The organism is Colwellia polaris (genome assembly GCF_002104515.1).
Classification (GTDB): Bacteria; Pseudomonadota; Gammaproteobacteria; order Enterobacterales; family Alteromonadaceae; genus Cognaticolwellia; species Cognaticolwellia polaris.
Map to the genome: position 1 here is coordinate 47679 of NZ_NBOE01000012.1, position 22032 is coordinate 69710.

Here is a 22032-nt window from a genome sequence, read left to right on the forward strand (position 1 = left end):
ACGTCAAGAAAGTTGCATAACCGAACAACTTTAATTTTATTAGTTTACGCTAATATTTTTCATTGAGTAAGGTGTGAGTATAAAGGATACAAACCCAATGAAAACAGTTAAAAAGCTTACTTGCTTGAAAAAGACCCGATAACCCCCATATTAGTTTCATTAAAGATTTTTAGGAGCGCTCATGTTTCGCCTGTTATTTATATTTTTTATTATTATTCCTATTATTGAAATCACTGTTTTAATGCAGGTTGGAGCTGTGCTAGGTGTTTGGCCAACTATTGCCATTGTTATTTTAACTGCATGGGTAGGGGCGAAGTATGTTCGACAACAAGGCATAGCAACCTTAAATTCGGTTCAAACAAAAATGGCTCAAGGGCAAATGCCATCTGATGAAATTGTTACTGGCTTAGTATTATTAGTTGCCGGCGTGTTATTAGTTACACCGGGTTTTGTTACTGATTTTCTTGGTTTGAGTTTATTAATTCCCGCGGTGCGACAAACTATTGCAGGCAGTGTTAAATCACATATAAACACTAACAGTGCCCAACAGCAAAGTTTTCACTTTAATGACCAAGGTAACGTTTATGAACATGAAGACGTTGCTGACCAGAAAGATAGTCCGTTTCAAGCGCATATTCAGCCACCCCACAAAGCACAAACGTTAGATGGTGAATTTGAGCGTAAAGATTAAAAAATATAACCCGATGGGCTTGTGAAGTTTTATTTAATCCCCATCTCTGAAACAACAAAATTAAAACCCTAAATTTAATTATTAAATTGAACATCTCAGGAGATAGAAATGAGTATTCGTCCATTACACGATCGTGTGATCATCAAACGTAAAGAAATAGAGTCAAAGTCTGCCGGCGGTATCGTATTAACAGGTAGTGCGGCTGAAAAATCAACACGTGGTGAAGTAGTTGCTGTAGGCAAAGGTCGTATGCTAGAAAACGGCGATGTGCGCCCATTAGATGTAAAAGTTGGCGACCAAATAATCTTCAGTGAAGGTTACGGCATGAAAACTGAAAAAATTGACGGTGAAGAAGTACTAATTTTGTCAGAGTCTGACATTTTAGCCATCGTTGAATAATTAATAATTTTCTACTCATTTTATTGTACGGATTAAGTTCGGTACAAAACAGAATATAAGGAACCATGAAAATGGCAGCAAAAGACGTATTATTTGGTAACGACGCCCGCGCAAAAATGCTTAAAGGCGTTAACGTACTAGCAGATGCAGTAAAAGTTACATTAGGTCCAAAAGGCCGTAACGTAGTGTTAGATAAATCATTTGGCGGCCCAACAATCACTAAAGATGGTGTATCTGTTGCGAAAGAAATCGAATTGGAAGATAAATTCGAAAACATGGGCGCACAAATGGTGAAAGAAGTTGCTTCTAAAGCCAATGATGAAGCTGGTGACGGTACAACTACGGCGACTGTATTAGCGCAAGCTATTGTAAACGAAGGTTTAAAATCGATTGCTGCAGGTATGAACCCAATGGATCTTAAACGTGGTATCGACAAAGCTGTTATTGCTGCCGTTGAAGCACTTAAAGGTTTATCGCAAGAATGTGCTGACAACAAAGCCATTGAACAAGTAGGTACTATCTCTGCTAACTCTGACGAAACTGTTGGTAAAATCATTGCTACAGCAATGGAAAAAGTAGGCACTGAAGGTGTTATTACTGTTGAAGAAGGCCAAGCATTAACTGATGAGCTAGACGTTGTTGAAGGTATGCAGTTTGACCGTGGTTACTTATCACCATACTTCATTAACAACCAAGAAAGTGGTGCGGTTGAATTAGAAAACCCATTCATTTTATTAGTAGACAAAAAAGTATCAAACATTCGCGAATTGCTAACAACACTTGAAGGTGTTGCTAAAGCAGGTAAGCCACTATTAATTATTGCTGAAGATGTTGAAGGCGAAGCGCTTGCAACATTAGTAGTAAACAACATGCGCGGTATCGTGAAAGTTGCTGCAGTTAAAGCACCTGGTTTTGGTGACCGTCGTAAAGCTATGTTACAAGACATTGCTACATTAACGGCTGGTACTGTAATTTCTGAAGAAATTGGCATGGAGCTTGAAAAAGCAACATTAGAAGATTTAGGTCAAGCAAAACGTGTTGTTATCTCAAAAGACAACACAACAATTATTGACGGTATTGGTGAAGAAGCTGAAATTCAGTCTCGCGTTGCGCAAATTCGTGGTCAAATTGAAGACTCTTCTTCTGATTACGACAAAGAGAAACTTCAAGAACGTTTAGCTAAATTAGCTGGTGGCGTTGCTGTTATCAAAATTGGTGCAGCTACTGAAGTTGAAATGAAAGAGAAAAAAGCCCGTGTAGAAGATGCATTACATGCAACTCGTGCAGCGGTTGAAGAAGGTGTAGTTGCTGGTGGTGGTGTTGCTCTTGTTCGCGCAGCAGACGCTATTAAAGACTTAGAAGGTATCAACGAAGATCAAACGCATGGTATTAACGTTGCAATTCGTGCTATGTCGGCTCCTTTACGTCAAATCGCGACTAACTCAGGCGACGAAGCTTCAGTTGTATTAAACGAAGTACGTAACGGCGGTACAGGTAACTACGGATACAACGCTGGCAACAGCACTTACGGCGATATGCTAGAAATGGGTATACTTGACCCAACGAAAGTAACACGTAGCGCACTACAATTTGCAGCCTCAGTTGCTGGCTTAATGCTAACAACAGAAGCCATGATCACAGACGCACCAGTGAAAGACGCTGGCGCTGCTGGTGGTATGCCTGATATGGGCGGCATGGGTGGTATGGGTGGAATGGGCGGTATGATGTAAAAATAGATTTTTAACTCTATTTTTGTAACCCGAACCTAATAGTTCTAAAAAGCCCGAACAGCAATGTTCGGGCTTTTCTGTTTAATAGAAGAAGTCATTTCCAAATTAGAGATACACTTAAGGTTCACTATTTGTAAACTTTTTATTGGGGTGTTATAGTTTACATATTGTGAACAGAAGTGGTTTGAAAATGCACTTAATATCAAGAAAACCATTTAATGACGCTATGCGTAAATATCCGAACGATGCAAGTGCTATTGAAGACATGTTTAAAGTCTTAAAAAATGGGATTTATCACACGCCGGAAGAATTAAGAAAAGTTTTTGGAACATTAGATAACTTTAAGTACAAAGATAAATGGTGGGTTATTGATATTGGTGGTAATAATTTAAGGTTAATTGCTTTTATCGAATTTCAAGATAATCGGATGTATGTGAAACATATATGTTCTCATGCCGATTACGATAAAATTTGTAAAAAGTACTCATAGAGGACTTATTGATGAATGTAGCTATGTTAAAAGAGCAGGCAAAAACATTGTTTTCAAGTGCAAGCTTTATTACACATATTTGTAATGAACAAGATTATGAATCGGCTTTAGAATTAATGGATGAGTTGATTGAAGATTATGATGAACAAAAGCCCTTGATTGAAATTCTTTCTATTTCTATTGAAAAATGGGAGGAAGAGTCAGCGGAATTTTCTGAATTTAATGCCCAAATTGAATCCTTAGATTGCGGCCTTTCTGTTTTAAGAGTTTTAATGGATCAACACAAACTTAATACGACTGACTTTAAAAATGAAATTGGTGGAAAGAGCATGGTGTCGATGATCCTAAACAAAAAAAGAAAACTATCACTTGAGCACATTAAAGCACTGGCCAATAGATTTTCGATATCTCCACATCTATTTATCTAAAATTCAAGAGGTTAGGGTTATAGCTAAATCTTAAGAGTATAATGTGGGATGTTAGTGATTGGCCCATGTAAAAAGTGCAATATTAAACAATGAGATAGTTTATTAATGGGCAGCATGATGTAGTAGATTTTAAATCTATTAGCTTAGCTCTAACCTGTAAAACAAAAGCCTGTATAGTGATATTCAGGCTTTTTAGTTAATTGTGCCTTTCAACAACCATTTAATAATGACAACTGCCAGACAAACACACCTACTATTACAATCTTAATCTTGGCCTAATAAAATCAATAAATGCAGTAACTCTTTCAGCAACTGAAGAAGATTTATAGTAAACGGCATTTACTAATTCACGATCAGTACCCATTAGCCTGTAAGACTCAAGCAATGAGATGAGTCGTCCTGATTCCATATCTGTTTTAACCATAAAACTAGATAAACATGTGATACCACTTCCAGCTAAAGCGAGCTGGCGAATAGTTTCTCCGTTACTAGCTGTTATCGTCGGGTTTACGGTATGCAAACCTTTAATAGGCCATTGGTTAAGTGATTTAATATTTGAGAAACCAATTAATCTATGATTTTTAAGCTCGTTAGGTGTTTTTGGCAAACCATTTTGTGCGATATATTCAGGTGATGCGACAATAAAAAGAGGGCTTTTACCTAAGGCGCTAGCGTGTAATGTAGAATCTTCTAATTTTCCTATTCTTATTGCAAGATCAGTGCGTTTTTCAATTAAATCAACAATACCCTCGTTCGAATTAAGCTCAATCTCTATTTCAGGATAAGCCTTAGTAAATGCATTTATATGGGGAGCTAATTGATGAAAAATAAATGGGCTAGCGGCGTCTACACGCAATTTTCCTTGGGGCATTTTACCGGTAGCAATAATATCTAATTCGGCATCTTTGATATGTTGCAAACCAATGCTTATCGAATCGATAAACCTTCTACCATCATCTGTTAGCATTACCCGCCTAGTGGTTCTAATTAGAATAGTGGTGTTAAGCGCCTTTTCAATTTTAGCCACAGAGCGTGATATGCGTGCAACCTGTATATTAAGTGCATCGGCAGCAGCAGAAAATCCGCCAAACTCAATAACCGCTAATAAAAGTTCTAAGTCATCTGATCTTGTTTTTAAACTCAAATTAACCTCATTTATTACAAAAGTAATTTGCAAATGGTACTATTTATCACAAAAGTTTATCAGTTAATAATGGCATCAACAAATAAAGTAAGCGCTTTAATTTAACGCCTTACACTATATCTATTAAATAAACTTATTTGGAGATCATCATGGCACTTGCATTGATAGCATTAGCGCTTAGCGCCTTTGCCATAGGAACAACAGAATTCGTAATTGTTGGATTATTGCCAACAATGGCACAAGACCTTAATGTATCAATACCGTCAGCGGGTTTATTGGTAAGTCTTTATGCTTTAGGTGTAGCTATTGGCGCACCTGTGTTAACAGCGCTAACCAGTAGATGGAACAGAAAACATGTGTTGCTATCGGTTATGGGCTTGTTTGTTATTGGCAACTTAGTGGCTTGGCAAGCACCAAGTTTTGAAGCGCTGATAATAGCCCGAATGCTAACAGGGTTAGCACATGGTGTTTTCTTTTCAATAGGTTCGACCATTGCGACAGGCTTAGTACCTAAAGAAAAAGGCGCAAGTGCTATTGCCATTATGTTTACAGGGTTAACGGTAGCTTTAGTCACAGGAGTTCCTTTAGGGACTTATATTGGTCAAGTGTTTGGTTGGGAAGCGACTTTTTTAACCGTAGCTATTTTAGGTTTATTAGCCATGATTGGTAGTGCGATATTAGTGCCTAATAATTTAAAACAAGCTAAGCCGACTAAGATTACAGCACAGTTAAAAGTATTAACTCACCCTAGATTATTATTAGTTTATGCAATTACGGCCATTGGTTACGGTGGAACTTTCATCGCATTTACTTACTTAGCTTCGATTCTAAATGAAGTGAGTGGTTTTGATTCAAGCTCTGTTGCTTTGATACTTTTAGTTTATGGTGTGTCAGTTGCTGTCGGCAATATCTGGGGCGGTAAAATGGCTGATAATTATGGTCCAATTAAAGCCTTAACAATTATTTTTTCAGGTCTTTCAGGCATATTATTTATGCTGAACTTTACCGCTTACAACCCAATTACGGCTGTGGTTACTATTTTGGTTTGGGGGGCATTTGCTTTTGGAAACGTACCCGGCTTACAGGTATACGTAGTTAAGTTAGCCGAAACGCACACGCCAGATGCAATAGATGTAGCATCAGGGTTAAATATTGCTGCTTTTAATGTTGGTATTGCAATTGGCGCATGGGGAGGAGGTAGTATTGTTGCTGAATATGGCTTAATGAACACACCTTGGGTCGGCGCTATTGTTGTTTTAGTGGCCCTTATTTTAACACGCTATAGTGGAATGCTTGATAGAAAAAGGACAAGTTTAAGTTTTAGTTAACGTTTAGAGGAGTAAAGTGGGGTATCCCACTTTACAGATTTTATTTTTCGACATAACAGTGAGCTATCTACAAATTTATTGGTAAGCTGTATGACAAAATCACCTCTTAGTCAGTTTGAATATGTATCATCAAGCTGTATGTTGAGGTTTATAATCAGGGTAAGTATTCGCAAAATCATACAGTATTTCTTTGTAGTATTGGTCCTTGGTTCCTTATTGATCTGAGCTGCCCCATACTTTTTTCAAATTGCTTAATGAGTGCCGAATCACATTTAAAGGTTTCCTGCATTTTACGCACGCCGCGCAACACTTCATGTTCATTAAAGGAGGCATGCGACATAGCACGGACTTCACAAACTTCCTGACACAAACCAAGTAAATCGCTAGGAATTTTGAAGTGCTCAGTGTAATTACGACCTTCTGCAATGACTCTTGAATTTCCAAAACTATCAACTTCAAGTACCGTGTCAGAACTTCCATGGGCAGTATAAGTTGAAGTTCCAGCCATACACTCTCTATCGTTATTCTGGTAATTGAATAAATATTCTTTTATCGCGGCATTCGACATACTCATATTCATATTCATTTTTCCTCCTGTAGCTTCAACTAACTCTTTAAGAGGGTTGTTATTCATGAACGTTTGAAGTTTTCCTAAATACTGTGCATCTAATTTACTTATCGTGGCGGTGTCAGTACGTAGCATTGCATCTAAATACTCGCCACCCGGTAAATTACATAGTTCCTTGTTTTCGCAGCGCTTAGTTAATTGGTTTGCATTTATGGTTGTCTGGGGCGCCAATTCGTTAAAAAGCGCTATGGCGACTTTTTCACTTTGTGTTAAATACATCATTCGCATTTTATTTGCAGCGAGGGGAGATTTACGTAAGCACTTTTCAGTGGCGTCATTTTTACCAGCGACCCATTCAATACAAAGGGCTTGATTAGGCTGTGTATTACCCGACTTATCAATTACCTGGTACCGACTAGACTGCCATACAGGGTGAGAGTGTTGCTGGCTGGTATTTTTACTGAACTTAAAAGTAGTATTTGTCGCGCCACCTTCAATATCACGCGTAATATTGCCGGTTTCGGTATTTTTCATGGTATTTCTGATTAACAACTTTTGTTGCTTGCTGTCCCATATAGTATATCGTGTTCTGTCACTAGGGTTGTAAGCGTTAGTTTTACCATACACTCTAATGGCAACTGATTGCTTAAAGTCAGTGCCGTTGAAAGGAATTTGATCTACGCCACTTGAGTCGACTAAGTAAAAGCGAGTTAAATCCTTAAGTTTTTGTTCTTTATCAATTTGAGAGGGTAAATTGACAACAAGTTGCGATAAATCGACTTTTTTATCACTAATCAAGCTAGTTAACATAAAAGCATTTTTAATAGTTTCACAATCTGTTTTGTCTGGATGCTCATAGATATTGCCATACTTATAGATGTCATATTGTAAATTCTTAATATTGACATTAGATGGCAAAGGCTGACGATATTCCGTTGGCCCTCGTCCACTTCTTCCTCTTTTGGTCCCTACGAGAATATCTTGCTGCGGCGAAGACTCTATATGCAAGAGATCAAAAGGGAATACCTTTTTAATTTGAACTTTGATATCGGCTAACTCACCAAAATACATTGCGCAAGTTGCTGGCACTTTCGTTAAAGTATCGGCCGTCACATTCTGAGGTTTTTGTATAATGGCAAGTTCAACAGCAGTGGGTTTACCGCCTGAATATTCTTTAATCATCTGATTTTGCGCATCACTGGGTTTCACTCTAGTGAGCTCTACAAGTTTAAATCCCATAATGATAGACATATTGCCGGTCATTTTAACGGGAGCAACAAAAGATTTTAAATGGAGAAATTCCCATATCCTTTTGCATTTTTTAGCTTGCGCATGATCCTCATCATTTTTCCTATACCTTCCAACACTTTTTGGAATCATTAACTTAAAAGCTCTATTGCGACTATCAATGTCTTTCTTTTCACCTACTTGTCTTGCCACCCACAAATCGTTTTGGCGTAAAGGAAATGCCACATTAGTATTGCATTGCGGTTGCTTAGCAAACGATATCACGCCCTGCAACACACCTACACTGCGAAAATCTTGAGACCACCTTGTATCGTGCCATAAAGTTAACTCTATCATACCCAGATTACTTTTAGGAAGTGCCCAATTACCCACTAATTTTTGTGAATGTAGCACTTGTGAGTAAGCTGGTGCTTGAATACCAACGAGCAACAACAAAGTAAGAATGAAAATAGATTGCGCAGAAGTCCGTCGCGCATTAATAAATAACGATTGGCTACTCAAAATAAATCCTTGTTTAGATGTAGTAACCTGACAGTAGCATAGGCTGTTTATGTATTTCAATTTGACGTAACCTTTAATCGTGGTAAATACACGGCAAGATCATTATATTTTGAACACATGAAAAGATGGTTTCATTTAAATTCAATAAGTTAGATTACATGCTGGCTTTTAGGGAGCAAAGTGGGGTGTTACTACTAATAACCTTATTACTAACCTAATAAAAACAATGAGTTAATATTTGCATAGGCAACATGATGTCATAGGTTTTAAATCTATTACATCAGCTTTAACCATTTAAACGAAAGCCTGAATAGTGATATTCAGGCTTTATATTTTGAACTGTCTTTGTTAAAGATTGCTGGAGCTGGTTGCAGGCCATAAACCACAGGCTCGCGGCATTCACTCATTCGCTATTAGATAAAAAAGCGGTAACGATAAGCACCTAAGCCAGTTTCGAGTGCCAATCAACAAGTGCTTCACCTATCAACTCAGGACTGTCTTCTTGAACATAGTGCAGACCTGGCACGGTTACTTCGGTGATATTTGGCCATGAGCGAACATAATCTTCCACCTCACCAGCGATCATTACGCCGGGCTCTGCGTTAACAAAAAGTTTTGGAATTTCTGTTTGTGTTAGCCATTGGCTGTATTCACCAATAATTTTCACCACATCTTCAGGCTCTCCAGCTATCGGGATTTGGCGCGGCCACGTTAGGGTTGGACGTCGGTCTTCACCCGCATTCAAGTAAGGGCGTTTGTATTCAGACATCTCAGCATCAGTTAAATCCCTTAATATCGAGTTTGGTAGTACTTGCTCTACGAATACATTGCCTTCAAGTATTAGTTTTTCACCGGCGGGTGAACGGAATGCCTGAAACAATTCTCTGGCGCCTTCAGCAAATCCATCCCAGCTGGGAATAGGTGCTACGATCGCTTCCATAAAGGCAATACCTTTAACAGCATCTGGGTGTTGATGCGCCCAATGAAAACCAAGGCCTGATCCCCAGTCGTGAATGACTAAGGTTACATTTTTGTTTACCCCCAAGTTCTTCTAATAAACGAAACAAATACTTGCGTTGTTCAGTAAACGTATAGCTATCTGCATTGCTGTTATCGAGTTTTTCAGAATCGCCCATGCCAATTAAATCAGGGGCGATGAGCCTTCCTTTATCTTTCATAAAGGGCATGATATTGCGCCATAGATAAGATGACGTTGGGTTACCATGTAGAAAGACGATCGGGTCACCTTGGCCTTCGTCAATATAAGCCATTTGCTTACCGTGAATACTCTTGTACTTTTTTGTGTATTGGGATTGTTCTGTAGCTTGTGACATTGTTAGCTCCGGGGCTTAGTATTTAAGTTAATGATTTTACGAATTTATTGAACGCTCAAAATTCTTGTACGGTCGGGCGTAAAACAATTTCATTAATATCCACATCATCTGGTTGTTCAATCGCGTAAGCGACAGCTTTGGCAATAGATATAGGTGAAATAGCGTCTTTATATACATCTTGAACAAATTGAGACGTCGCTTCGTCTGAGCTACCTAATTTCAATTCAGAATCGATTAACCCAGGAGATAAAATAGTGGTTCGTATGTTGCCGCCTACTTCCATTCTAAGGCCTTCGCTTATGGCTCTAACCGCAAACTTTGTTCCTGCGTATACTGCACTGCCTTGTGAGACTTTATGACCAGCAACAGATGACAAGTTAATAAAATGACCATTGTTTTGTTTTTGAAATACAGGTAATGCGGCGGCAATACCATAAAGAACGCCTTTAATATTGACGTCTATCATTTGGTCCCACTCGTCGACCTTGGTCGCTGCTAGTGGTGCTAATGGCATGATGCCAGCGTTATTAACTATCACATCTATTTTACCGAAGCTGCTAATGGCTTTTTGAACTAAGGCTTGTACATCCGCAGCCTTACTTACATCAGTTGCTAGTATAGCCACTTTGCCGCCTTCTTTCGTGATATCTGCGGCAATGCTTTCAAGTTTATTTAAACGACGAGCGCCTAATACAACAGAGGCTCCTTTTTGTGCTAAGTAACGAGCCGTTGCTTCACCAAGCCCGCTGCTAGCACCTGTAATAACCACAACTATATTTTCAATGTTTTTGCTCATAATATAAACCTCTGTTAGTTATTCTGCACTCGTAATTTTTTCATATTTTAAGTGTGATTTATTTGCTTAAAACAAATCACTACACACGAAGTGATTGTAACAATACAGTCGTAGTGTTATTATGTCAACCTAGTTTATTAAAATAAAATTATCACATGTAGTGTTAACAAGAAGTGACGTTGACTATGGCCAGACAGAAAAGCTATGACCGAGAAGAAGCAGTTATCAAAGCCACCAATGCTTTTAGAGAGCATGGTTATCAAAATTTAGGTATTAGAGCGATTGAAGAGTTAGTGGGTATTGGCCGGTTTGCTATTCGAACAGACTTTGATGGTAAAGAGGGGTTATTTAAAGAAGCATTGGCGACTTATACAAAAGAGTATACTGAACTTGTGATTCAGCCTATTCGAGAAGCAGATGATATAAGTGCGCTTGAAGGTTTTTTTGAACGCTCAGCAAGCGAAGAATATGATGCACGACTAAACCATGGTTGCCTACTTGTAAATACCATGATTGAAACCCCGACTTACCAATATCCTGAATTTAATGCATATACTCAGCCCCATTTTGACAGCCTAAAAGAGGCTGTTTTTGAGCTGGTCAATAAAGCTAAAATTAATGGCACGGTAAAAGAGTCAGTAAACGCTACTCACGCAGCAGAATTTATAAATGGAGCAATAATCTCGATGAATGTCATGAACCGTGATGCAAATAACATAAAAGGCACTGAGGGTTACGCTGATATGGTGTTAGCAACAATTGCTTCATGGAAAACAAACGCTAAATAACTCAATAAATGCGTAGCGATAAAATTTCACTGCTACCTAATAATGACTTGTTGAGAGCGCACTAATAATTAAAGAGACGCTATTGAGCATAAAATTAAAAATTAAAAACTAAATAGCGTTTGTCGAGTATCTATTTATGGCAAAGTTTAACAAAGAACCGAATGCACACTATGGAGGTTACATTAACTGAATGTCTACTGAGTATTGCTGTCCATTTTCTTGTTTAAATTGAAAATTTACCATGGTGCCTATAGGTTGAGATATATGTGCTTTTGCTGTGCTTGCCGGACAGCTTGGTATCTCGCAACCATTGATAGCAAGTAATTGGTCTCCCGCTTTCACGCCTTCAGATTCGGCTAATGTACCACTTCTTACCGACTTCACGGTGGCTTGTTTCACCTCAGGGGAGAAAAAGCCTTGAACAACTACATCTAACTTAAAACCAAGATCACGTTTTTCGGCAGCGAAACTCGGATTAATAAATAACATTAAAAACAATACCGATAAATACTTATACATAAAACCTCCAACTATTATCAATTATATATTTGATAATGAATACTGTGTAATTAAAAATGTGCAAGTGCAGTTCATAAACTAAAAATTATTTTGTTATTTGTTAAAATCAACATGACTATTCGCGACATTCAACGCACTTTTAATTGAAGCGGTCTCTAATTGTAAGCTGTTTGCTAGAGCAAGTATTTTATGTTTGCTCATAGAGAAACTAGGTTGCTCAGGTAGCGGCAAGCCTAGTCGGTTATTTAATTGTCTTAGGTAAATCCAATGTTGTGGTGCATGGGCTAACTGCTGTTCGATTGATTTAAACAAATGACTTGTTAGGTCGTAGGTGTCTTGTTCAAAATCATCTGTGCTTTTAAACTGAAATGGTTTATGAAGAATGCATTTAACACCGCCATTGTTATCAGGTACACAATACGCTTGCATGATCAGAGCATTAGTTTTAAGTGCTAAAAATGCTGTACCTGCCATTGCTGTAGTAAAGTGACCGAAAAAAGGAATTGAAATAGACTGCCCAGACAAGTCAAATACATCAGGCATCATTGTTAATATCTGTTTGTTTTTAAGACACTTTAAAGCCCTGACTAAGCCCCGATTGTCATTGAATATTGGATTGAACTTGTCACCTAAACTACTTAAAACCTCTTTATAAACCGCTGTGGTTGGATTCTTTTCTGGAGGATCATAAAAGGCATTGACAGTTTTATTTTCACCCATATCAAGCACAGCCTTTAAGCAGCCAATTGCAAAAGGTCCATAATGTGGTGTAACAAAAATAACGGGCCCATCAAAGGTATGCGCCTGATGCCAATATTTAGGTTTGTCTACCCAAACTTTAGCGCTAATGAAGTGCTTTAAATTTTCACGAGTACTAGATAAACAAAAGTTATTTAGTTCATCTACTCGGGCCATTGATTGAAAGTGTTGATATATTTTTAAGTGATTAAACTTAGGATTAATGCGTTGCAAAGATTGCTGTAATTGTTGTCGAGTTTCTTGATCAGTAACAAGCCTTGTAAAAGCATTCAGCTGTTGTGAGAGACGCTGTGTAATCGGTAACATAATTATGATCTGTTCCTTTGTAGTACGACTGTTTTCTGGTGCTTAATTGCTGCAAATGTAGGTTGTAAATCAGTAGATTCTAACCTAGGCCTTAAATGCCTGAGTAGCGCTTCTAATTGATTAACTTGAGAAATAAACACTTTTTCTAATCGCTCTACTTTATGATTTTTTAGCCTACTCCAGCTATATATGCTGCCATTTGGCGATTGATAACTGAGTGACAAGTCTTTGTACATATCACTTGGGTGTTTTACTAAGACTAAATTTTGTTCCACATTAAGGAAGTATGATGGAAGATTTTTTTTAGCACTAAGTAACCAAGAATATGTCGAGAACATGCAGGCATGTCCATGAATATACGTTCTATACTCACTGGTTAAGCTTTTCGGATGAAACTCAGGAACACTGATAAATATTTGTGTTTCAGAAGGTAGTACAGGCAAGGGGTTTAATGCTTTTTGATGGTTTATTAAAGTAATACGCGATAACGAGAGCAGCCTTTTTAAATAAGGTAATACTTCAACCTGATCCATAATCAAGTAAAAATGAAGTGAAGGGTTACAGTACATTTTTGCGATTAGCTCAATTAAGGCACTACCATACGCAGCGTTGATAACACTGGCTTGTTCAAAAGGTATAGGTTTTTTATAATTCGACTGAGAAGTTTTTTTGCTGGTATACATTGAAATATTATTATCAACTTTCTCCATTGCCGCTAAATGATGAGGGCTATTTTTTTCGTTAACTGTTGTGGCATTTGAGGCACAAAAAACTCCTAGCTGTTTATTTTGTTCCGTCAATAATAAAAAATCTTCATTCATATTTAAAAATTTAGATAAGAAAAATTTCATTTATTGCTCGCCTTTACATTGTTATTGACCAATAAGTTTTTAATACGCTTTAAATAAAAAGAAAGTAGTAATGTGAATAGCGCTGCCCACATTAAGGCTTTTAGCAATGAAAGTAAGGTACCTTGCTCTAGCATTAGGTCAATATTGCTAAGTAAACTACTATTGGGCAGAGAAAAGATCACAGCAGCAATTTCTTGCCCCGTTTGCCAAAGCTTACTACCTAGAAAGGTTGCAATATAGGTAAAAAATAACATTGCCATTAAGCTATAAGGTACTAACAAGTATAGCGTTTTGTCATTTTTAAAGTTCAGTGGCGTACCTTTGAAAACTTTATGTTTTATGCGATTTAGCGCTGTGCGCATTTTGTCATGAAGGTTAGTAATACCACTGAGGTCACTGAGCAACCAATAACCATCAAATTTAAAAAAGGGATTGAGGGTATGTAGCATTGTTAGGGTGATTGTCCAAGATAAGACATAAGCAAACTGGCTTTCATAGAAAAAGGCGTAGCAATCAACAACAATCAGCAGTATTAATTGAAAATATATCCCACCTAAATCAACAACAGCACGCTGTTTTTGTGATAATCGCCATGCTTTAGAAACATCAGCATAAAATACAGGGAACACTATGTATATACCAAAACCTATGCTGCCGTGCGGACAATTGAAGCGTTTACAAGCAGTTATATGGCCAAGTTCGTGAATAAAGTAACTCATTAGCATTGCCAGTAGAAACATGGGGATGGTAGACATCGATATGCCGAGTGTTGCTGCATGGCTAATATTAGCGAAAAGCGAAAAGTGAACACAGATAAAAACAAGGGCGAGGGCTGCACTTAGCCACTTATTAAATAATGGGGTCAATAAAACAGATAAGTACTTTAATATATACTCAGGTAACAGAGTCATACTAAATATAAAAGGGTTTCGTTGCGGAGGAAGCTCCATATCTGCAAACAGCTCTTCGGGAATATGTTGGCGAGCCAGCGCGATAATGTCTTCTTCAGTAGCCTTGTAGCGAGTTTTTATAAAATAACTTTCAACCAATGATTGACTCGAATTTTGATAAGTAAGTAAACTCTCAATTAATGATTTTACAGGTGCTGATACCACAAAGTTAAGATGTTCACATTGGATTAGAAATTTATTGTTTTTCTCTTCTGGCGATGAAGCTGTCGTCAAAATAAATTCGCTAATTTCAATGTTTTGATGAAGTTGAATAGGCATATTAAGTTAATCAGTAAGTGACAAAATTGAGAGGGGGCGACCCCTCTCGCTTTAAATTACCAAGTAACTTTACATTCGCAGCTTCCATCTGTTTCAGCGCCGCCATCATCAACGACTGCTTCCATTTCAAAACGTGCTTCTAAAGCTTCTACAGTATATTCAGTGTTTAGCTCATTTTTATCATTATTCATGTGACTTTCCTTAATTTATAATAATTTTAAGTTCATCGAAACGTCATTGCCTCGACCAAATTATGATTGCATCACGACAGAATAAAAAAAATAGTAAAAACACGCCAAGCCCTTTAAAAAATGAGTCTGGCGATAAATTACAAGTAACAGTCAGAAAAATATTAGCTTTGTTAGGCAGCTATATTATTTAATAGCGCTAAGGATTTTTCGAATGTAAAAAATTACAATCATATTTTTTACATATTTAATTTGAGCTGATGAAATGACCTTACTTTTAGACTTAGGAAATGAAATTCTTTTTCAAAAACTTATATTCTATTCAATTAATATCTAGGTAATTAAGTGATTGCTGTGCATATTTATAATGAGGTTCTTGACAGAATTTTATAAACAGTGAGTTTTAGAGGTAATCTTATTAATATATAAGAGCCGATTTTTTTAAGCAGAAAAAACACCTTGGTAAGTGGTATTACTTGAGCATATTCTTTGTTTTCTTTGGTCGCTTTATTTATCGTAATAACAAGCTATACCTAACGATGAGTGCGGTTAAATAAATACGTTGTTGAAAACTTCTATCAAACTTAATGCATTTTTATACTTAGCCTTAATGGCACAATAGCGTTTATATTAATGTTGTCGATTTGGGGGGATTTTTATTGTTTTTAACTAAGTACTCAGAAGGGGTACACCCGTAGTGCTCTTTAAAGCACTTACAAAAATATGATGCCGATGAAAAGCCGCTCTCAAATCCAACTCTTTTAATTTGGAGGTTAGCATTCAGTCCTGTAACTGAGTGTTTTAGGCGTGATTTTTTTATTTCTTTACTTGGCGATGATTGATATGTTGCTTTAAATTTTCGTTGTAAACTACGTGGGCTTGAATTCAGCATAAGTGCAAGTTTTTCGGTGTTAAATTGAGGGTCACAGTAATGCTCTGAAATCAAGACCATTGCAGCTTTAGTCAGTATTAAATCCTGTTCGCGCTCTTGGGTTAATTTATTATTCGATCTTTTAAAAAAGGTCTCCGTTACTGTATTCTCAAAGCGTTTTAGATTGAAAAAACTAAAAACCATAACTGATACAATACATAACGTAATAGTTAGCATTATACTTTCCATGTCATTTTCCTTATTTGTGCCTAATCTTGTTCCATTTCAGTGTTATTGTCTGCTTGATATTGCAAAATATCGCCAGGACAACAATCGAGTGCTTCGCATATAGCATCTAAGGTGGTAAATCGAATTGCTTTAGCTTTACCACTTTTAAGTACGGATAAATTCTGTATCGTGATATCTATCTGTTTTGATAGATCTTTCAATTTCAACTTTCGTTGAGCTAACATCACATCCAGATTGACAATTATTGCCATTAGATAACTAAACCTTGTTCATCTTTCATGGTACAAGCCTCCTTCATAATTGAAGAGATCACTAAAATTACAGCACCCCAAATTAATTGAGTTAATTCGGCACTACCAAAGTAATAATTTACTTCAAGCTTAGGAAATTCAAATAATAAATTTATGATGAATGAAACTGCAGAAGGCAGGAATATCATAACGATACCGTATGAAAACAAAGTGATTCCTATGAGTTGCAAATATCGACAACTTTGCGCCATAAATATTTCGCCTTTTTCATATAAACAGAATAACTTGAAGAGAAAAAATAAGACGAATAGTTGGGCAATAAAATCAACAGTACCTAAAATCCAGAAACTATTTAGGCCAGAACTTTCAAGTGAACTCGCATAGCTTGACCACTTTTCACTAATGGCTGATAAATTGACATTATTATCACCGAAGCTTTGTTTTGATTGCACTGCATCGGAGTTAAGTCCAACAAAAAATAGAAAAACACTAATATGAATTGCTCCACCAATAAGGATCATCAACTTAGTAATTTTACTAAGTCGTATAATTCTATGTATTGTTTGTGTTTTTTTACTATCTTTATCTGACATTCTGATTGCTATAATTTTTTTAGTAATGATAATAATTATAATCAATAAAGATTTTAGGTCAATTTATTTATCGTTTATCGATAAAAAATGCATGATAAACGTTTCTTTATGAAAGGGCATTAGGGGCAGTAAATTGCTATGTCTAGCATATGATTGGCGCTATCGAAGCTAAGTTACCTGATCTAAAGTAAATAATTATCTAGTTGTTCTAGATGTATTCGGTTATTGAATATTTACCATTGAACGTGTAGTGAATAAAATAATCAATATAAATAATAAGTTAAGTGCAATATTGATTAACATTATTCTTCACTTAAAAAACTATTGACACTATTTTCAAACCAATAATCAAACTCTTGTTGATGGTTTGGAAAATGTTCGAATAGTAGTTCCTCTATCACGCCTTGTGTTAGCACTGAGCAGGGCTCTTTCATTTCGAGTTTTAGTATCTGTTGAACTAATGCTCGGCCTTGAGCATTTGTCATTAAGAAATGAAACAATGCATTGCTGTTTTGGTATAACTCATGATTATTATTGCCATGCCAGTCTAATTCAGAAAATAACAATATTGATATTTGATGCGGGTAGCGTTGGTGCTTTAACCATGAAAAATTGAATGTTGCTATTGCACCATTACTTGTAATGGCAGAAAGATACTGCGCCATGCCTTCGTTCAGAAATCGTAAAGAATAACCAAAATAAGCATAATTAAAAGCATGAATAGCTTCATGTATCGCGGCATTTATCGCTTGCTTATGGTTTATAAACTCTACAACAGCTAAATTATTATAACTTTGATACATGCCTTGATATCCGCTAGGTGGAACTCCTAGGGTGTTTAAATAATTTTCAAATTCTATTCTTGAAGTGAGAAATACAATCTGTAATTTTATTTTTTTATTAAGCCGTATGTCTAGTCGATTTTCAATATGTTGAAAGGCAGCATTAAGCTTTAGGTTTAATTCTTCTAAAAATGGTTCATATCCCTTTCCTAAGTTTGTTTCTAATTGATAATAATTTTTGCTGACACGATAATTTATCGAACCATCATTTTTGATATATTTTTGGCGCTGTGTAGTGATGTTAACTAACTCAGGAATTCGGCATCTATTTACGGTTACCTTGTCGGCTTTATGAGGACTAGATGAGGCTGATAATGATTGGCTGTTTTGATCTGCTGCGATATTTGTTAATGAGCGATTGTTGCTTTCTTTTTTATTAGGCGTGACAGGTGAGCTCAAGTGAGGGCTTGATTGATAAACAGCTGCTAACTTATCAAAAGTAAGCTCAAAATACCCATAGAGCTTATGACTGAAGATGAGGATAATGATCACAATAGTGGCTATTACTAAGAGCGCGCGTTTTTTATAAGACATTTTAACCAATAAATTTAATTGTTGCTTATATGAAATATACGGATAACACATATATTTTACGAGCTATTATCTTAGTCTAAAATTAATCGAACGTGGTATTTTTATAGGTATATAAATACATCAAAAGTTGAGGAGATATTATGCAGCGCTTTGGCGTAAAATTGATTGCTCTGTTGATAATAATGTTGGTAAATTTTTAATGAATAAGCTAGTTCATTTGCACGGTATTATTTGCAAGGCACGGTTTGCAAGGCACCATTTGCAAAGTAAGTCGTTTTAACTTTAATGAAAATATAGCGTTATTGTCATTTATTCAAAATAGCTTGATAAAAGGCGCGGTTTTGATAATGAGTAAATCATTAAAACACGCCTATTAAACAAGTTATCGATAAAGGTGTTCTAGAACGTAACTTCAAGTAACTCTACTGAGTTATCAAAAGTCATTGTTTGTAGTTTTCCTTTCCCTTCAATATTGACCGTATTAACTTGGCTGGGCCATATTTCTTGAAGGGCATTGTGACGAATGCTTAGCGATTTCAGTGTTGGTGGCTCAACGGTCTCTTGGTATACCCAAAAGAATTGTCCATCGTTTTCATAGCCAATAGCGGCTAACTCTAAAGCACTACCAGCCGTAAACATTGAAAAGTGCTTGTTTACATAGTTGCTAAACTGCTGTTGTGTTTTTGTTGAGCCGATAATGTCGGCGTCTTTACCAAAAATATACTTAACCGCATGCTCAGCGTCATGAACTCTGAAACGATGCATTATCTCAATATTATGTGTTCTTGGGTTAAATGAAACGCTAGTGATTGCCGACTTTTGCTGATGTGCAAAAGAGTATGGGGCTGCTAAAAGCAGCCCCAATATCAGCATAACAATGAAGGGGGTACTATTCTTCATTGTCACCTTGAGTTTCTTTCTTCAATTCTGTTTTTATATCTTGCATGATATCTCGAGAAACCTTCTTGGTAGATTTCTTCTTCTTATATGCTTCGATACGCGACGGAATAATTTGACGCGGGTAGTGGTTGTTATGCACATCAACATCTGCTGTTTCCCAACGAGGGTCAACCGTAACACTGACTAGCTCTTTTTCTTTGTCAGTAATAATCAACTTACTTACAGCCTTAGGCGTACGACGCCAGATTTCAGCTGGAATGTATTGAGTATCTTTACTGCCATCAGTAAATGTTAGCTCTAAGATAATCGGCATTACTAAACCGCCTTTATTAGAGAAATCTAACACGTAGTAGTTTTTGTCTTCTTTAATCGCGCGATCTAGCGTTTTACGTTCCCAAGGTTTTAGTTTCTTAAGGAATTTTTGATATTTATTTCGCTCTTTATTTGTCACGGTAAAACGGTCGTTTTCGTCATAAAAATCAGTGATGTCTGAAAAGCGATCAACCCATAACTCTTTACCTTCAGCTTTGTTACGCTCGTCAGTTTTAGACAATGGCTTGTCTAGTTCTTCTTGGCGTTGGCGGTCAAAGTCTATGTCTGGGTTTTTCGTATCTAAGCGTAATTTAGATACTTTGTCTAAAGAAATATCTACGTGATCTGTGCTGTAAAACCAGCCTCTCCAGAACCAATCTAAATCAACACCTGAAGCTTCTTCCATAGTACGGAAAAAGTCAGACGGCGTAGGGCGCTTATACTTCCAGCGAGTTGCATATTCTTTAAATGCAAAGTCAAATAATTCACGGCCTAAAATAGTTTCGCGCAGTATATTTAAAGCCGCTGCTGGTTTAGTGTAAGCATTTGGACCAAGTTTTAAAACGCTGTCAGACTGGGTCATAATCGGTACTTGCGTTGAAGACTTCATATAACTCACAATATCGCGTGGTTCAACACCCCATGGAATGGTTGGATCCCATTCGCGACCAGCAACACCATCTAAAAAGCTGTTTAAACCTTCATCCATCCATGCCCATTGGCGCTCGTCAGAGTTAACGATCATCGGGAAATAGATATGTCCAATTTCATGAATAACAACACCAATTAAGAAGCGCTTTTCTGCTTGTGTATAGGTACGGCTGCCATCTTTTTGTAATTCTGTACGCGGACCATTGAATGTGATCATTGGGTACTCCATACCGCCTACTGGGCCATTTACTGACTGTGCAACAGGGTATGGGTAATCAAATGAGAATCGTGAGTAAACTTCTAAGGTATGAATGATTGATTCAGTTGAATATTTCTTCCATAAATCACCACCTTCTTTTGGATAAAACGACATTGCCATTACAGAAGGTTGTTCGTCACCACCTTGTTGATGGCCACGTGCATCCCACATAAATTTACGTGATGAAGCCCAGGCAAAGTCACGTACATTTTTAGCACTAAATTTCCATGTTTTAGTTTTGTTGGTACCAGCTTTTTCGTTTTCTAAGGCTTCTTCTTCAGTAACGATGAAAACAATACGATCTGCTTTTTCAGCTTCTTTCAAACGCTTACGCTGCGTAGATGTTAGTACTTTTTTAGCATTGGTTAGTTCACCTGTAGAGCTAACAATGTGATCAGCAGGAACCGTTAGTTCAACATCATAATTACCAAATTCTAAGGTAAATTCACCACGGCCAATAAACTCTTTGTTAGTCCATGCTTCATAATCAGTGTATGCGTGAAGACGTGGGAACCACTGAGCTAATAAGAAAATGTCGTTACCGCCTTTGCGGGCATCGTCAGGAAAATGCTCGTACCCTGAACGTGCAGAAACAGCATCTTCTTCAACAATATTGAAAGCATAATCAATGCCGAATTTAACTTGTGTTCCGGGCGCTAATTTATTGCGTAAATCAATACGCATATTTGTGCCAACAATAACATGATGTAATTTATTGCCTTTGCTATCCGTAACCGACTGAATGTCATAACCAACAACATTGTCATCCATAAAGTGCTGGCGACGAAGTGCACCTAAGCTTAACTGTGCTGGTTTGCTTGATGTTGCCGCTGCTGTACCAGGGCCTCGGTTGCCAATGCCACCAAAAGTGGTTGTTGTCGCTGAAAGCGAGTCATTGCGGAATTTGTTTTGGTCTAACTGCACCCACAAGTATTTCAACGTATCAGGAGAGTTGTTGTAATAAGTAATTGACTGAGTAGCTTCAATTCGACGCTTTTTCTCGTCTAATTTAGCTTTAATTTTATAGTCTACTTGTTGCTGCCAATATTTGTGGCCTGGTTCTCCGGCCGCATTTCGGTATACGTTAGGTGTTGGTAAGCTTTCATCCAATTGACGAAATTTATCAACAAAATCGCCTTTGGTTTGTTGTATCGCCGCATTTGCCGAAGCAATTGCCGTTAACGATAGCAGTGTTATTTTAATTAATTTAATGAACATGGTGTTCCTTTTATACACTAATTTATAATTTGGCTTTATTTTTAGCTACGACAGA

General features: G+C 37.1%; 23 protein-coding genes. 7 read left to right on the plus strand and 16 right to left on the minus strand.

Going from position 1 to position 22032, the window contains the following annotated elements:
• The first annotated feature begins 181 nt into the window (after positions 1-181).
• The 5 genes from B6A32_RS15820 (at position 182) to B6A32_RS15840 (ending at position 3738) form a co-directional block, all read left to right on the plus strand.
• Positions 182-691, plus strand: a complete 510-nt coding sequence (locus B6A32_RS15820; RefSeq protein ID WP_085305828.1) for an FxsA family protein — start codon at positions 182-184, stop codon at positions 689-691.
• A 108-nt stretch (positions 692-799) separates the two neighbouring features.
• A complete protein-coding gene (locus tag B6A32_RS15825) occupies positions 800-1090 on the plus strand; it encodes a co-chaperone GroES (protein ID WP_085305830.1) in 291 nt (96 codons plus the stop codon).
• Positions 1091-1161: 71 nt separating this feature from the next.
• A complete protein-coding gene (gene groL, locus B6A32_RS15830; RefSeq protein WP_085305832.1) occupies positions 1162-2820 on the plus strand; it encodes a chaperonin GroEL in 1659 nt (552 codons plus the stop codon).
• 190 nt (positions 2821-3010) lie between these two features.
• Positions 3011-3310, plus strand: a complete 300-nt coding sequence (locus B6A32_RS15835; protein ID WP_085305834.1) for a type II toxin-antitoxin system HigB family toxin — start codon at positions 3011-3013, stop codon at positions 3308-3310.
• Positions 3311-3321: 11 nt separating this feature from the next.
• Complete coding sequence (locus tag B6A32_RS15840) at positions 3322-3738, plus strand: helix-turn-helix domain-containing protein (RefSeq protein WP_085305836.1); 417 nt, start codon at positions 3322-3324, stop codon at positions 3736-3738.
• Between the two features lie 256 nt (positions 3739-3994).
• Here B6A32_RS15840 and B6A32_RS15845 read toward each other — a convergent pair whose 3' ends face one another.
• Positions 3995-4882 (minus strand): LysR family transcriptional regulator, encoded by an 888-nt coding sequence (locus B6A32_RS15845; RefSeq protein WP_198946937.1) that lies wholly within the window; start codon positions 4880-4882, stop codon positions 3995-3997.
• A 149-nt stretch (positions 4883-5031) separates the two neighbouring features.
• Between B6A32_RS15845 and B6A32_RS15850 the strand changes: the two genes are divergently transcribed.
• Positions 5032-6210 carry an MFS transporter gene (locus tag B6A32_RS15850; protein WP_085305838.1) on the plus strand — a complete coding sequence of 393 codons (1179 nt, stop codon included), beginning with the start codon at positions 5032-5034 and terminating at the stop codon, positions 6208-6210.
• Between the two features lie 175 nt (positions 6211-6385).
• Here B6A32_RS15850 and B6A32_RS15855 read toward each other — a convergent pair whose 3' ends face one another.
• The 4 genes from B6A32_RS15855 to B6A32_RS15865 all read right to left on the minus strand — a co-directional run bounded on the left by B6A32_RS15855 (position 6386) and on the right by B6A32_RS15865 (position 10657).
• Positions 6386-8527 (minus strand): hypothetical protein, encoded by a 2142-nt coding sequence (locus B6A32_RS15855; RefSeq protein WP_085305839.1) that lies wholly within the window; start codon positions 8525-8527, stop codon positions 6386-6388.
• A gap of 442 nt (positions 8528-8969) precedes the next feature.
• Positions 8970-9572, minus strand: coding sequence for a haloalkane dehalogenase (locus B6A32_RS15860; protein ID WP_233131445.1), 603 nt, complete (start codon positions 9570-9572; stop codon positions 8970-8972).
• On the minus strand, positions 9481-9861 hold the full coding sequence (locus B6A32_RS19485) for an alpha/beta fold hydrolase (RefSeq protein WP_233131446.1): 381 nt from the start codon (positions 9859-9861) through the stop codon (positions 9481-9483). The genes B6A32_RS15860 and B6A32_RS19485 overlap by 92 nt, the downstream gene beginning before the upstream one ends.
• 55 nt (positions 9862-9916) lie before the next feature.
• On the minus strand, positions 9917-10657 hold the full coding sequence (locus tag B6A32_RS15865) for an SDR family oxidoreductase (RefSeq protein ID WP_085305841.1): 741 nt from the start codon (positions 10655-10657) through the stop codon (positions 9917-9919).
• A gap of 185 nt (positions 10658-10842) precedes the next feature.
• On the opposite strand from B6A32_RS15865, the gene B6A32_RS15870 reads away from it, so the two are divergent.
• On the plus strand, positions 10843-11445 hold the full coding sequence (locus tag B6A32_RS15870; RefSeq protein ID WP_085305843.1) for a TetR/AcrR family transcriptional regulator: 603 nt from the start codon (positions 10843-10845) through the stop codon (positions 11443-11445).
• A gap of 177 nt (positions 11446-11622) precedes the next feature.
• Here the strand turns inward: B6A32_RS15870 and B6A32_RS15875 are convergent, their stop codons facing one another.
• The 11 genes from B6A32_RS15875 to B6A32_RS15920 all read right to left on the minus strand — a co-directional run bounded on the left by B6A32_RS15875 (position 11623) and on the right by B6A32_RS15920 (position 21977).
• A complete protein-coding gene (locus B6A32_RS15875) occupies positions 11623-11964 on the minus strand; it encodes a PDZ domain-containing protein (protein WP_085305845.1) in 342 nt (113 codons plus the stop codon).
• A gap of 93 nt (positions 11965-12057) precedes the next feature.
• Complete coding sequence (locus B6A32_RS15880) at positions 12058-13029, minus strand: lysophospholipid acyltransferase family protein (RefSeq protein ID WP_085305847.1); 972 nt, start codon at positions 13027-13029, stop codon at positions 12058-12060.
• A gap of 2 nt (positions 13030-13031) precedes the next feature.
• A complete protein-coding gene (locus B6A32_RS15885) occupies positions 13032-13880 on the minus strand; it encodes a hypothetical protein (RefSeq protein WP_085305849.1) in 849 nt (282 codons plus the stop codon).
• Positions 13877-15109: a zinc metalloprotease gene (locus B6A32_RS15890; RefSeq protein WP_085305851.1), complete on the minus strand. Its 1233-nt coding sequence runs from the start codon at positions 15107-15109 to the stop codon at positions 13877-13879. The genes B6A32_RS15885 and B6A32_RS15890 overlap by 4 nt, the downstream gene beginning before the upstream one ends.
• A 56-nt stretch (positions 15110-15165) precedes the next feature.
• Positions 15166-15300: a hypothetical protein gene (locus tag B6A32_RS19585; protein ID WP_269844052.1), complete on the minus strand. Its 135-nt coding sequence runs from the start codon at positions 15298-15300 to the stop codon at positions 15166-15168.
• A 622-nt stretch (positions 15301-15922) separates the two neighbouring features.
• Positions 15923-16417 carry a helix-turn-helix domain-containing protein gene (locus tag B6A32_RS15895; RefSeq protein ID WP_085305853.1) on the minus strand — a complete coding sequence of 165 codons (495 nt, stop codon included), beginning with the start codon at positions 16415-16417 and terminating at the stop codon, positions 15923-15925.
• Between the two features lie 20 nt (positions 16418-16437).
• The gene (locus B6A32_RS15900) at positions 16438-16668 is read right to left on the minus strand and encodes a helix-turn-helix domain-containing protein (protein WP_085305855.1); all 231 of its coding nucleotides are present in this window, start codon (positions 16666-16668) and stop codon (positions 16438-16440) included.
• A complete protein-coding gene (locus B6A32_RS15905; protein WP_085305857.1) occupies positions 16668-17261 on the minus strand; it encodes a DUF2975 domain-containing protein in 594 nt (197 codons plus the stop codon). The genes B6A32_RS15900 and B6A32_RS15905 overlap by 1 nt, the downstream gene beginning before the upstream one ends.
• A gap of 302 nt (positions 17262-17563) precedes the next feature.
• Positions 17564-18637, minus strand: coding sequence for a hypothetical protein (locus B6A32_RS15910; RefSeq protein ID WP_143327922.1), 1074 nt, complete (start codon positions 18635-18637; stop codon positions 17564-17566).
• Between the two features lie 399 nt (positions 18638-19036).
• A complete protein-coding gene (locus B6A32_RS15915; protein WP_085305861.1) occupies positions 19037-19537 on the minus strand; it encodes a DUF6702 family protein in 501 nt (166 codons plus the stop codon).
• Positions 19527-21977 carry a M1 family metallopeptidase gene (locus B6A32_RS15920; RefSeq protein ID WP_085305863.1) on the minus strand — a complete coding sequence of 817 codons (2451 nt, stop codon included), beginning with the start codon at positions 21975-21977 and terminating at the stop codon, positions 19527-19529. The genes B6A32_RS15915 and B6A32_RS15920 overlap by 11 nt, the downstream gene beginning before the upstream one ends.
• Between the last annotated feature and the right edge of the window lie 55 nt (positions 21978-22032).

Excerpts from the sequence above, each read along its gene's own strand:
- B6A32_RS15820 (WP_085305828.1), top strand. The coding sequence starts at position 182 with ATGTTTCGCCTGTTATTTATATTTTTTATTATTATTCCTATTATTGAA.
- B6A32_RS15825 (WP_085305830.1), top strand. The coding sequence starts at position 800 with ATGAGTATTCGTCCATTACACGATCGTGTGATCATCAAACGTAAAGAA.
- groL (WP_085305832.1), top strand. The coding sequence starts at position 1,162 with ATGGCAGCAAAAGACGTATTATTTGGTAACGACGCCCGCGCAAAAATG.
- B6A32_RS15835 (WP_085305834.1), top strand. The coding sequence starts at position 3,011 with ATGCACTTAATATCAAGAAAACCATTTAATGACGCTATGCGTAAATAT.
- B6A32_RS15840 (WP_085305836.1), top strand. The coding sequence starts at position 3,322 with ATGAATGTAGCTATGTTAAAAGAGCAGGCAAAAACATTGTTTTCAAGT.
- B6A32_RS15850 (WP_085305838.1), top strand. The coding sequence starts at position 5,032 with ATGGCACTTGCATTGATAGCATTAGCGCTTAGCGCCTTTGCCATAGGA.
- B6A32_RS19485 (WP_233131446.1), bottom strand. The coding sequence starts at position 9,861 with ATGTCACAAGCTACAGAACAATCCCAATACACAAAAAAGTACAAGAGT.
- B6A32_RS15865 (WP_085305841.1), bottom strand. The coding sequence starts at position 10,657 with ATGAGCAAAAACATTGAAAATATAGTTGTGGTTATTACAGGTGCTAGC.
- B6A32_RS15870 (WP_085305843.1), top strand. The coding sequence starts at position 10,843 with ATGGCCAGACAGAAAAGCTATGACCGAGAAGAAGCAGTTATCAAAGCC.
- B6A32_RS15875 (WP_085305845.1), bottom strand. The coding sequence starts at position 11,964 with ATGTATAAGTATTTATCGGTATTGTTTTTAATGTTATTTATTAATCCG.
- B6A32_RS15880 (WP_085305847.1), bottom strand. The coding sequence starts at position 13,029 with ATGTTACCGATTACACAGCGTCTCTCACAACAGCTGAATGCTTTTACA.
- B6A32_RS15885 (WP_085305849.1), bottom strand. The coding sequence starts at position 13,880 with ATGAAATTTTTCTTATCTAAATTTTTAAATATGAATGAAGATTTTTTA.
- B6A32_RS15890 (WP_085305851.1), bottom strand. The coding sequence starts at position 15,109 with ATGCCTATTCAACTTCATCAAAACATTGAAATTAGCGAATTTATTTTG.
- B6A32_RS19585 (WP_269844052.1), bottom strand. The coding sequence starts at position 15,300 with ATGAATAATGATAAAAATGAGCTAAACACTGAATATACTGTAGAAGCT.
- B6A32_RS15895 (WP_085305853.1), bottom strand. The coding sequence starts at position 16,417 with ATGGAAAGTATAATGCTAACTATTACGTTATGTATTGTATCAGTTATG.
- B6A32_RS15900 (WP_085305855.1), bottom strand. The coding sequence starts at position 16,668 with ATGGCAATAATTGTCAATCTGGATGTGATGTTAGCTCAACGAAAGTTG.
- B6A32_RS15905 (WP_085305857.1), bottom strand. The coding sequence starts at position 17,261 with ATGTCAGATAAAGATAGTAAAAAAACACAAACAATACATAGAATTATA.
- B6A32_RS15910 (WP_143327922.1), bottom strand. The coding sequence starts at position 18,637 with ATGTCTTATAAAAAACGCGCGCTCTTAGTAATAGCCACTATTGTGATC.
- B6A32_RS15915 (WP_085305861.1), bottom strand. The coding sequence starts at position 19,537 with ATGAAGAATAGTACCCCCTTCATTGTTATGCTGATATTGGGGCTGCTT.
- B6A32_RS15920 (WP_085305863.1), bottom strand. The coding sequence starts at position 21,977 with ATGTTCATTAAATTAATTAAAATAACACTGCTATCGTTAACGGCAATT.